The following is a 9,292-nucleotide window of genomic DNA, read 5'->3' as shown; positions in this document are numbered from 1 at the left end:
TTTGCAGCGCCTCCCTAACGACGTTCATCGCGCGATCTATCGTTGGCTTTGTCGAATCGCTGAGCGCTACACGCGCCAACGAAGATGCAATGCTGGTGAGGTTGATCATATGCTTTCCCGGAAACTCATTGTCGTCTTGGTGGCAAGCAACAGGATCTGGTTCCACGGGCGAGTCAATATTCGATGCAGGGCTCGGGTATAAGGCTCACGGCGTTCCGTTTCGGCCGTGCAAGCGTTAGCCGGGACGTTCGCTCAGTCGTTCGTAATAGGCCTTCACTGCCGGGAAGTCCGGATGACTTAACGGGGTTTCAAACCAGCGATTTAATGAAAGGCCCATCGGGATGTCTGCCAGCGAAAACTCGCTGCCGCTAACGTACGCCCCGGTAGCATCAAGCTGTCGATCCAGGATCGCCATGTGTCGGGTCCATTGACGGCATCCGGCAGCCAGCGCGTCAGGGTCTTGATGGGCGACGCTGTGCCTGACCAGCGACATGAAGGCATAACCCCAGGATTTGTTGAGATCTGTGGCCTGCCAGTCGATCCATTGATCCACTCTGGCTCTGGCTATTGCGTCCGCTGGATAGAGATGCACGGCGTTGCTGCGGTTCGCCAGGTACCTGATGATCGTGTTCGACTCCCACAGAACGAAGCCATCGTCCTCAATGACTGGAACCATCGCATTAGGGTTGAGTGCCATGAATTCAGGCGTGTTGGTTTCCCTGAAACCAGAGCCCCAGTCCTGCCGTTCGAACGGGATTTCCAACTCTGCACAGGTCCAGAGCACTTTGCGGACATTGATCGATGAGGCTTTGCCCAGTATCTGTAGCATTCCATCTCCTTATGGTCAGCCCGCCTTGGCCGCCATCGCCGTTACTTCCACGCGCATACCTTCAACCGCCAGCGATGCCACGCCCACTGCTGCGCGCACTGGCCATGGTTTTTTGAAGAAGCGTTTGTACACTTCGTTGAAAGCGGCGCGATCTGCCATGTCGGTCAGGTAGATGGTCAGGTGCATGACGCGGTCCATCGAGCTGCCGGCTCGTTCCAATGCATCTTTCAGGGCCCGCAGGGTGCATTCGCTCTGCTCGGTGATGCCGCCCAGCTCCAGGCTGCCGTCCGGATGGGTCGGGATCTGGGTGCTGACCAGCATGCCGTTGAAGTCGGCGACGTCCGAGGAGATGGAGTCCGCATCGGGATCGGGGGTGAAGATGATGTCTGCGTTTGCCATAAGATCTCTGCTTTGCAAAGGACGGAAAACGCCAAGCCTACGCGAGCGTCAGTTAGGGGTCGAGTCGCGGGCTATGTCGCGGAAAGTTGAAATACGCTGCATTGCTCTACAGAATCGCGCCCGGACCCGGCCGTGCTGCCGGACGCTTGTGCTGAAAGGGGTTGCCGTTGAACGAACAGAGATTGTCCATGCGCCTGGAGCGTGTGGCGACGCACGTACCCGCCGGTGCGCGGCTGGCTGATATCGGCTCGGATCACGGTTATCTGCCGGTGGCGCTGCTGAACCGTGGTGCCATCTCGGCGGCGGTGGCTGGCGAGGTGGCGTTGACGCCGTTCCACGCAGCCGAACGCACCGTGCGCGAGAACGAACTGGAGCAACAGGTCTGCGTGCGTCTGGCCGATGGTCTGGCGGCGATTGAGGCGGAAGACGGGATAACGGCGGTCAGCATGTGCGGCATGGGTGGCGAGACGATCCGCGACATCCTTGAACGTGGCAAAGCGCGCCTGAGCGGTCAGGAACGTCTGATCCTGCAACCCAACGGTGGTGAGCAGCCGTTGCGCCTTTGGCTGATGGAACATGATTACCGCATCGTCAGCGAAGAAGTGCTGCGGGAAAACCGTTTCGACTACGAAATCATCGTCGCCGAGCGCACCGGCCCCGTTAAATACACCGCCGAGGAACTGTATTTCGGCCCGCTGCAGATGCAGGCGCGCAGCCCGGCATTTCTGCTCAAGTGGCAGCGTTTATTGGGCAAGAAACAGAAAACGCTGAACAACTTCGAAAGGGCACAGAAAGGCGTGAGCGAAGAAAAATGGCAGGAGGTTGCGCGGCAGATTCGCTGGATTAGCACATTGCTGGCCTGAAAATCGAACTCGTGCACGAACTTGCTCTCAAATCCGCATGATCCACAGTTCAGGCTTTATGGCACCTTCATCTGGTGGCGTCAAAGTTGCAATGTGACGCGGAGCGTCACGAACTGCATTCCCACGCGGAGCGTGAGGAACGAGAGGTGTCCGGAAGATTACTTCTCGCTACCATGCCCGGCGCAAGGCAAATCAGCCGGGCGCGCCTTGTTCATCTCGCGCCAATGCTCTGCGTGAGGAACGAGAGGTGTTCGCGAGAACGCTTCTGGTGACCATGCTAGGCGCAATGCAATCAGCCCGGCGCGTTTTCTGCACAACCATCGACGGGAGCAACACGACCATGTATTCAGACGTACTTTCCTGGGGCCACGGGCCTCGTCTGTTCGAAGTCTTCCTTGAGCCAACCTGCCCTTTTTCAGTGAGGGCATTCTTCAAGCTCGATGAACTGCTGGCTCAGGCCGGAGAAGACAAAATCACTGTCAAAATCCGCCTGCAATCCCAGCCCTGGCACATGTTTTCGGGCGTTATCGTGCGCTGCATACTCGCGGCTGCAACGCTGGAAGGCGGCAAGGAAAGCGCCAAGGCCGTCATGACAGCGGTTGCCTCGCACCGTGAAGAGTTCGAGTTTGACCATCACGCAAGCGGCCCGAACATGGACGCGACGCCCAATGACATCATCGTGCGTATCGAGCGTTACAGCGGCCTTGCGCTGGCTGACGCATTCGCCAATCCCGAGCTTGAGCACGCCGTGAAATGGCACGCTAAATACGCCCGCCAGAACGGCATACACGTGTCGCCGACCTTCATGATCGACGGTCTTGTGCAGCCGGGCTTGAGCAGTGGCGACCCAGTATCGAAGTGGGTCACGGAGATAGGCTGAGAGGCGAGCTCAACCCAGCGCGTCGATCCGCTCATTGATCCATTCACGGCTGCGCACCAGAGCCTTGCGCGCCAAGGTAGTCGGGAAGTGGATGAAGCCGTGCGGCGACTCGGGCATGAGGTGCATTTCGACCTCTGCCGAGTCGGCCCAGCGCTCGGCCATTTGCAGTGTGTCATCCAGCAGCGGGTCGATCTCTCCAACGAACATCAGTGCAGGCGGAAGGCCAGTCAAATCGCCATACAAAGGCGATAGTGGCGGCTCGCGGCTTTTATCGTCGCTTCGGTCGGGGGTAAGCAAACGCATTGCACCGACCATGCCCGGCCCGTCCAGCACCAGCGTCTCCGGCCCTGCGGTACGCACGCTCTTGGTGCCCGTCAGGTCGTAGACGCCGTAGTACAGGACCGTACCCACTATTCGCTCGAGCAGATCAGGTCGGCTTTTCAATTTCAGAAGCGTGGCTGCGGCAAGATGCCCGCCAGCGGATTCGCCGACCACGATAACCGGCAGGCCGGCAAACTCCTCGCAGTCTTTGCCCAACAGCCAGCAGGCGGCAGAAAAGCAATCTTCCATCAGGCCTTCAATGGGGGTTGTCACCGCCAGCCGGTAATCGACCGAAACCACTGCAACATTGCAGGCGTTGACCATGCCGACGTTGAGCTCATCGTTCATCTGGGCGTTGCCAATCACCCATCCGCCACCGCCACCGTGAATATCGAACACCACGCCTCTGGGTTTGCCTTTGGGCCTGATGATACGCACGGGGACCGGTACGTTATCCGTGCTGACCGTTCTTTTTTCAATCTGCAGCCCATGCCCTCCCGGTTTGAAAGCGCTGCCAATCTGAGCCGCACGCAATAACGCCTGAATCAACCGGGGTGTAACACGATTGCGAATCTGGAAACGCGGCATTCGCGCGAGGGTTTTATTAAACCGTCGCACTTCTGACAACTCCTGCTCACTGCAAGGCCAAGGCTGTTTTTTGTCCAATTTCTGCTCTCTTGTCAGGCTGACGTGTGCGGGGGCCGACAAAGCGCTTGCCCCCACCTGTACCTGAGAGGCTCTTAGTCGTAGAACGGTTCAACGGATGCCCGACTGCCCACGAAAAAACTGTCCGCGACCAGCCGCAACGGTTGCAGGTCCAGGTCACTGGCCTTGTTGCCGATCAACTGTTGGAAGTGTTGATACACCGCCGCGTACTCGCCGTCCTCCGAAACCGTCTGGCGCATGCCATCGATACTCAACAGTGCGCCGCCGTTATCGAGGCGCAAGGTGCCTTCGGCGCAACGAATCTCGATGCTCCAGAGTTCGTCATGACCGTGATCGAAGTCGAACTCGGCATGAATATCGAGGTGGCGCGTGTCGGACATCTTGATAGAAGCGGCAATTGGCGACTGGCAGTTGCTCGGCACGCGCAGTTCGGCAGATTCGACGAACAATGGAAGTGGCAGCAGGTGAGTCACTATCGACAGGGCGTTGATACCAGGATCGAACACACCCAGGCCACCGGGCTGCCAGATCCACGCCTGCCCAGGGTGCCATTTGCGCACATCTTCCTTCCAGTCGATCTGGACACTTTGCAGAGTACGGGTGGACAACCACTCACGCGCCGCTTCGATACCCTGCGCGTAACGCGAATGCCAGGCGAACAGACCACTGACGCCCTGTTCCGACACGTGCTCCACCAACGCCATCGCCTCACCCAGCGTCGCACATGGCGGTTTCTCGACCAGCACGTGTTTGCCTGCCGCCAACGCCTCTTGCACCAGGGCAAAGCGGCCTTGCGGGGGCGTACAGAACGCAATAGCGTCAACCTGCACTCCACTCTCGAGCAACTCGCCCAGCGACTTGAAGTTCTCCACCCCGGCACACGGCTGCCCTTGCGTAGCGACAGCCACCAGCTCAAATGCGGGGTTGGCGTGGATGGCAGGGACGTGTTGATCCTGCGCAATCTTGCCGTAGCCCACCAGACCGAGACGAATCGGTTGCATACATGACTCCTGAGTTTTTGTAATTATCGTGGGCACAGTAAACCAGATGTTAATAGTGGGCGGTAAGGGGCATCGGCGCGGGAACTGTTTTCCTCCCACGGCTGCGATTCTGCAGTTCGGTCAACTGCACTCTCGCAGAACCACGCCATCACTCAATAGTCTTAGCCTTGCAGCCATTGCCTTGTATAGTTGCCCTCTTCATCTCAGGAGCTTTCCATGCGCATTCCTTCTCGCTTGATCGGTGGCGTTCTGGTCGCCACGTTGCTGACTCAGATTTCTGCCTGCGGCAGTATTTTCTATCCTGACCGTCGCGGTCAGATTGATGGCAAGGTTGACCCGGCCATTGCGGCGCTGGATGCTTTTGCGCTGCTTTTCTATATCGTTCCCGGGGTGATTGCGTTTGCAGTGGACTTCGCGACGGGCGCGATCTATTACGCACCCGGCGAGCATGCGCAGATCGATCCGCAGAAGCTGCAAAAGGCGATCAAGGCTGACGGCAGCGTCGACAACACCAAGCTGCAAGCCATCATTGAAACCGAGCTGGGCCGTTCCCTGCCACTGAACGACCCACGCCTGATTCAGCACAAAGGCAGCGTGGAACAACTGGCAGCCTTGGGCCTGGTCCCGGCAGCCTGATATCGATACGGTTCAAGGAAGCGTCATGAGCACCACTGCCGAACATTCCCGACTGCTGCGTCTGGCGACGCGGGCCTCGCTAGCGGTTGCCGTGACGCTGATCCTGGCCAAGGGCGTTGCCTGGTGGCTCAGTGGTTCAGTGAGCCTGTTGGCCGGCCTTACCGATTCGTTGCTTGATGGCGCGGCCTCGTTCCTCAATCTGCTGGCGGTGCATTACGCGTTGCGCCCAGCCGATGAGGATCATCGCTATGGTCATGGCAAGGCGGAAGCGCTGTCGGGTATGGCGCAGGCGCTGTTCATCACCGTCAGTGGCGTGCTGATCGCTGTTCAGGCGGTCGAACGCATCCAGAACCCGGAACCGCTGGGCGCGCCGCTGTTGGGTATGGTGGTGATGGTTATTTCCATCGCCCTGACGCTGGCACTGCTCACCTTGCAATACCGGGTGATCAAGGCGACAGGTTCGGCGGCCATCCGTGCCGACTCGCTGCACTACCGTTCCGACTTGCTGCTGAACGCCAGTATTCTGGTGGCGCTGACCCTTGCCTATTTCGGCTGGCAACAGCTGGACGCGTATTTTGGTCTGGGCATCGCGCTGTACATCTTGTGGAGCGCTTTGCAGATCGCCCGCGAGACAGTGTCGGTTTTGATGGATGAAGAATTGCCCGCCGATGTCAGCACGCGCATGCTGGCGCTGGCGTGCGACGTGCCGGGCGTGCTTGGGGCGCATGATCTGCGTACACGGATTTCCGGCAATCACTGGTTTGTGCAGCTACATCTGGAGTTGCCGGGCACACTGACCCTGTCGGTCGCCCATGCGCTCTGCGACAAGGTCGCCGATGCTATTCACGAGCAATTCCCGAAGGCCGAAGTGCTGGTGCACGCCGACCCTCAGGAAGTCGTCAAGCAGGCCAATGTCTGATCAGCGTCAATTGACGCTGACGTTGTAGCCACGCCCTGCCAGACAGTCACCCATCGAGCGACGATAGGCATCCACCAAGTCCGGCGGCGGCTGGCCGCTGACATTGGCCGGGTCGAAGCCGCTCTGCTGCGCGGCCTGCAAATAGCACTGATAGTGATCCAGTTCGACCTGTTGCGGACTCTGGCCATTCGCAGGGTAGGCAACCGGGTCGTAGCCATTGACCTGCTGTCCAGCAGGGGCCTGATACACCGCCTCGTTCTGCGGCGGGTTGACCACTACGTAGTCCTGACTGTCAGGCTGGTAGGCATAATAAGTACCGGCTGCCAGAAACAGCAGACTGCTGCCGATCCACACTTCCTGCGAGTAGGACGGTAGTCTGCTGACACGTACCCCGTAAGGCGGTGTCACCACGACATAACGCGGGCCTTGCGGGCGATACCAGTAACCACCCGAGTAGTAATAGTCCTGACCACGATAGGGAATACGCGAGTAGCCACCCGGTACGCGATCTATCGCATAGCCAGGCCGATATTGCGGGCCTGGCCCCCAGCCATTGCCACGCCCGTCGGGACGCCCTTCCCAACGGTCATTGAGGCGACCGTTACCGGCCTGCCAGTTGCGGTTGTTGCCACGCGGGATGTCCTGATAGTAGCCCTGACGCGGCTGCTGGGTTTGCCACACCTCTCCAGGACCACCCTGGATCGGCAGATTGTTCTGGCTTTGGCGCAACTGCTGGCGCTGCTGGTTTTGCTGCTGCTGAATCTGACGCTGCTGATCACGTTGTTGCTGATCGATCTGCTGTTGCTGCTGACGCTCGACGTTGCGCTGCTGGATCTGCTGTTGCTGGATCTGCTGCTGTTGCTGGCGCTCAACCTGACGCTGCTGGTTCTGCTGTTCCTGAATCTGGCGTTGCTGATTGATCTGCTGCTGGTTGATCTGTTGTTGCTGCTGACGCTCGACCTGGCGCTGCTGATTCTGCTGCTGTTGGATCTGACGCTGCTGATTATTCTGTTCCTGGAAGCGCTGCTGTTGTTGCTGACGCTGCTGCCCGTTTTCGCCAGAGCTGTTGTACAACTGATTGCGCGGCGAATCATCACGTTCGTCGGCCAATGCCTGAGCGCTGATGCTCAGACACAACAGACTTACACCCGCAAACTGCCAGATGCCAGATTTCATGCTTTCCTCACTAGAGCGCGGGTTGACGTCATTAAGACTGTTTAAGCGTAGCGCCGTTCTGCGCACTTTATCAGCAGACAAAGAAAAGGGGACCAAATGGCCCCCTTGAGATACTTCGCCCTGGCGCAACGCTTTTGACGTTGGCTCACCTCATGCCGTCTTCTGGACAGTATGTAGCCCGGGGGCCTGGCACACCCTGTTGGGTGGGAGGCCGCGACTGGCCTGATTCGGCGAGTCGCGCTGGACGCTGTGTCCGGGCAGTGATTCTGGTTAAAAGAATAGGCCTGAGGCTAAGGCAGAGGATTGCTAATATTGCGGATTAAAACATTACTTGCGCAATTTTTGACTTCAGATGAATAATCCAGCGCAATTGAATTGATAAAGGGGTGCATCGTGAGCAAGCTCGACAGATACGACCTGAGCATTTTGGCTGAATTGCAACGTGACGCACGCATATCCAACCAGGAATTGGCCGAACGCATCGGTCTGTCACCCTCACCCTGCTCGCGCCGGGTCAAGCAACTGGAGGACGACGGTTACATCGTGCGCCAGGTGGCCCTGCTGGATCGCAAGAAACTTGGCCTGAACCTCACCGCCTACGTGCTGATCGGCATGGACCGGCATACGCCCGAGCGATTCGAGAATTTCGAGCAGCAAATCCGTAACCTGCCTCAGGTTCTGGAATGCAGCCTGGTGACCGGCATGGACGCAGACTACCAACTGAAAGTGGTGGTGCCGGACATGGATCACTACCAGAAACTGCTACTGGGCCATCTGACGCGGATCGAGGGCGTGACCAGCGTCAAGTCCAGCTTTGTGCTCAATCAGGTGCTGGCCAGCACCGAAATGCCGCTGACTCACTTGCGCAACTAAGCCCGCTCGACCTCACAGCTTTGCGGCGACTTCCCGGTATTGGCCCTGATCCAGCCCATCCAGCGTCCAGTCGCCAATTCTGACCCGCACCAGCCGCAGGGTCGGCAAGCCGACGGCAGCAGTCATGCGCCGCACCTGCCGATTACGCCCTTCCTTGATCACCAGTTCCAGCCAACTGGTCGGCACGCTCTTGCGAAAGCGCACAGGCGGGTTGCGCGGCCACAGTTGCGGTTCATCGAGCTGCCGCGCCTCGGCGGGCAAGATCGGGCCGTCGTTGAGCTGGACACCGTCGCGCAACTGCTGCAACTGCTCATCGGTCGGCTCACCCTCGACCTGCACCCAGTAGGTCTTGGCCAGTTTGTGTTTCGGGTCGGCGATGCGCGCCTGCAACTGGCCGTCGTTGGTCAGCAGCAACAAGCCTTCACTGTCGCGATCCAGTCGTCCGGTCGGATAAATGCCGGGGATCTTGATGAAGTCCTTGAGCGTGGCGCGCCCTCCTTCGTCACTGAATTGAGTCAGCACATCGAATGGCTTGTTGAAGAGGAACAGCTTCGGCTCGGCCGGTGGCGCTTTGGCGACACGCCGGGCAGCGCCTGCCGGGTTGGAGGTAGGACGGCGGGAAACGGGGCGTTGGGTGCGGGACATGGAAATTAGGCAATCAAAAAACAGAAAGGGCCACTTTAGTGGCCCTTCGTGCAAATACCAATCTATTAAGGATTCTCCGATCAA

Annotated in this window: 12 protein-coding genes; 6 read left to right on the top strand and 6 right to left on the bottom strand. The window is 58.7% G+C overall.

Going from position 1 to position 9,292, the window contains the following annotated elements; all coding sequences use genetic code 11:
- Positions 1-235 precede the first annotated feature (235 nt).
- Together ALO64_RS01815 and ALO64_RS01810 are read right to left on the bottom strand one after the other, a co-directional pair.
- Entirely contained in the window at positions 236-829 is a 594-nt protein-coding gene (locus ALO64_RS01815) for a glutathione S-transferase family protein (RefSeq protein ID WP_044345250.1), read from the bottom strand.
- 15 nt (positions 830-844) lie between these two features.
- On the bottom strand, positions 845-1,228 hold the full coding sequence (locus ALO64_RS01810; RefSeq protein WP_054991643.1) for a RidA family protein: 384 nt from the start codon (positions 1,226-1,228) through the stop codon (positions 845-847).
- Positions 1,229-1,395: 167 nt separating this feature from the next.
- Here ALO64_RS01810 and ALO64_RS01805 point away from each other — a divergent pair, with 167 nt between their 5' ends.
- Both ALO64_RS01805 and ALO64_RS01800 read left to right on the top strand, forming a co-directional pair.
- Positions 1,396-2,091, top strand: coding sequence for a tRNA (adenine(22)-N(1))-methyltransferase (locus ALO64_RS01805; protein WP_327168375.1), 696 nt, complete (start codon positions 1,396-1,398; stop codon positions 2,089-2,091).
- Between the two features lie 340 nt (positions 2,092-2,431).
- A complete protein-coding gene (locus tag ALO64_RS01800; protein ID WP_044345253.1) occupies positions 2,432-2,971 on the top strand; it encodes a DsbA family protein in 540 nt (179 codons plus the stop codon).
- A 9-nt stretch (positions 2,972-2,980) separates the two neighbouring features.
- Here ALO64_RS01800 and ALO64_RS01795 read toward each other — a convergent pair whose 3' ends face one another.
- Positions 2,981-3,958, bottom strand: a complete 978-nt coding sequence (locus tag ALO64_RS01795; protein ID WP_044345255.1) for an alpha/beta hydrolase — start codon at positions 3,956-3,958, stop codon at positions 2,981-2,983.
- A 74-nt stretch (positions 3,959-4,032) separates the two neighbouring features.
- Positions 4,033-4,959 carry a Gfo/Idh/MocA family protein gene (locus ALO64_RS01790; RefSeq protein WP_044345257.1) on the bottom strand — a complete coding sequence of 309 codons (927 nt, stop codon included), beginning with the start codon at positions 4,957-4,959 and terminating at the stop codon, positions 4,033-4,035.
- A gap of 216 nt (positions 4,960-5,175) precedes the next feature.
- Here ALO64_RS01790 and ALO64_RS01785 point away from each other — a divergent pair, with 216 nt between their 5' ends.
- Both ALO64_RS01785 and ALO64_RS01780 read left to right on the top strand, forming a co-directional pair.
- Positions 5,176-5,595 carry a hypothetical protein gene (locus tag ALO64_RS01785; protein ID WP_002555302.1) on the top strand — a complete coding sequence of 140 codons (420 nt, stop codon included), beginning with the start codon at positions 5,176-5,178 and terminating at the stop codon, positions 5,593-5,595.
- 25 nt (positions 5,596-5,620) lie between these two features.
- Positions 5,621-6,514, top strand: a complete 894-nt coding sequence (locus tag ALO64_RS01780; RefSeq protein ID WP_002555303.1) for a cation diffusion facilitator family transporter — start codon at positions 5,621-5,623, stop codon at positions 6,512-6,514.
- Between the two features lie 6 nt (positions 6,515-6,520).
- On the opposite strand, the gene ALO64_RS25460 is transcribed toward ALO64_RS01780, so the two are convergent.
- Positions 6,521-7,195 carry a DUF6515 family protein gene (locus tag ALO64_RS25460; RefSeq protein WP_223216206.1) on the bottom strand — a complete coding sequence of 225 codons (675 nt, stop codon included), beginning with the start codon at positions 7,193-7,195 and terminating at the stop codon, positions 6,521-6,523.
- On the opposite strand from ALO64_RS25460, the gene ALO64_RS26095 reads away from it, so the two are divergent.
- Complete coding sequence (locus ALO64_RS26095) at positions 7,187-7,735, top strand: hypothetical protein (RefSeq protein WP_371411876.1); 549 nt, start codon at positions 7,187-7,189, stop codon at positions 7,733-7,735. The genes ALO64_RS25460 and ALO64_RS26095 overlap by 9 nt on opposite strands.
- Positions 7,736-8,083: 348 nt before the next feature.
- Positions 8,084-8,563 carry an Lrp/AsnC family transcriptional regulator gene (locus tag ALO64_RS01765; RefSeq protein ID WP_002555305.1) on the top strand — a complete coding sequence of 160 codons (480 nt, stop codon included), beginning with the start codon at positions 8,084-8,086 and terminating at the stop codon, positions 8,561-8,563.
- A 12-nt stretch (positions 8,564-8,575) separates the two neighbouring features.
- On the opposite strand, the gene ALO64_RS01760 is transcribed toward ALO64_RS01765, so the two are convergent.
- Complete coding sequence (locus tag ALO64_RS01760; protein WP_044345260.1) at positions 8,576-9,208, bottom strand: pseudouridine synthase; 633 nt, start codon at positions 9,206-9,208, stop codon at positions 8,576-8,578.
- Positions 9,209-9,292: the final 84 nt, after the last annotated feature.

Origin of the sequence: Pseudomonas meliae, from assembly GCF_001400515.1 — a bacterium.
GTDB lineage: Bacteria > Pseudomonadota > Gammaproteobacteria > Pseudomonadales > Pseudomonadaceae > Aquipseudomonas > Aquipseudomonas amygdali.
This window is presented reverse-complemented; position numbering and strand designations above follow the sequence as displayed.

What these genes read in the sequence shown, in the direction of transcription:
- ALO64_RS01815 (WP_044345250.1), bottom strand. Translation starts at nt 829, where the DNA reads ATGCTACAGATACTGGGCAAAGCCTCATCGATCAATGTCCGCAAAGTG.
- ALO64_RS01780 (WP_002555303.1), top strand. Translation starts at nt 5,621, where the DNA reads ATGAGCACCACTGCCGAACATTCCCGACTGCTGCGTCTGGCGACGCGG.
- ALO64_RS01760 (WP_044345260.1), bottom strand. Translation starts at nt 9,208, where the DNA reads ATGTCCCGCACCCAACGCCCCGTTTCCCGCCGTCCTACCTCCAACCCG.
- ALO64_RS01790 (WP_044345257.1), bottom strand. Translation starts at nt 4,959, where the DNA reads ATGCAACCGATTCGTCTCGGTCTGGTGGGCTACGGCAAGATTGCGCAG.
- ALO64_RS01800 (WP_044345253.1), top strand. Translation starts at nt 2,432, where the DNA reads ATGTATTCAGACGTACTTTCCTGGGGCCACGGGCCTCGTCTGTTCGAA.
- ALO64_RS01810 (WP_054991643.1), bottom strand. Translation starts at nt 1,228, where the DNA reads ATGGCAAACGCAGACATCATCTTCACCCCCGATCCCGATGCGGACTCC.
- ALO64_RS01785 (WP_002555302.1), top strand. Translation starts at nt 5,176, where the DNA reads ATGCGCATTCCTTCTCGCTTGATCGGTGGCGTTCTGGTCGCCACGTTG.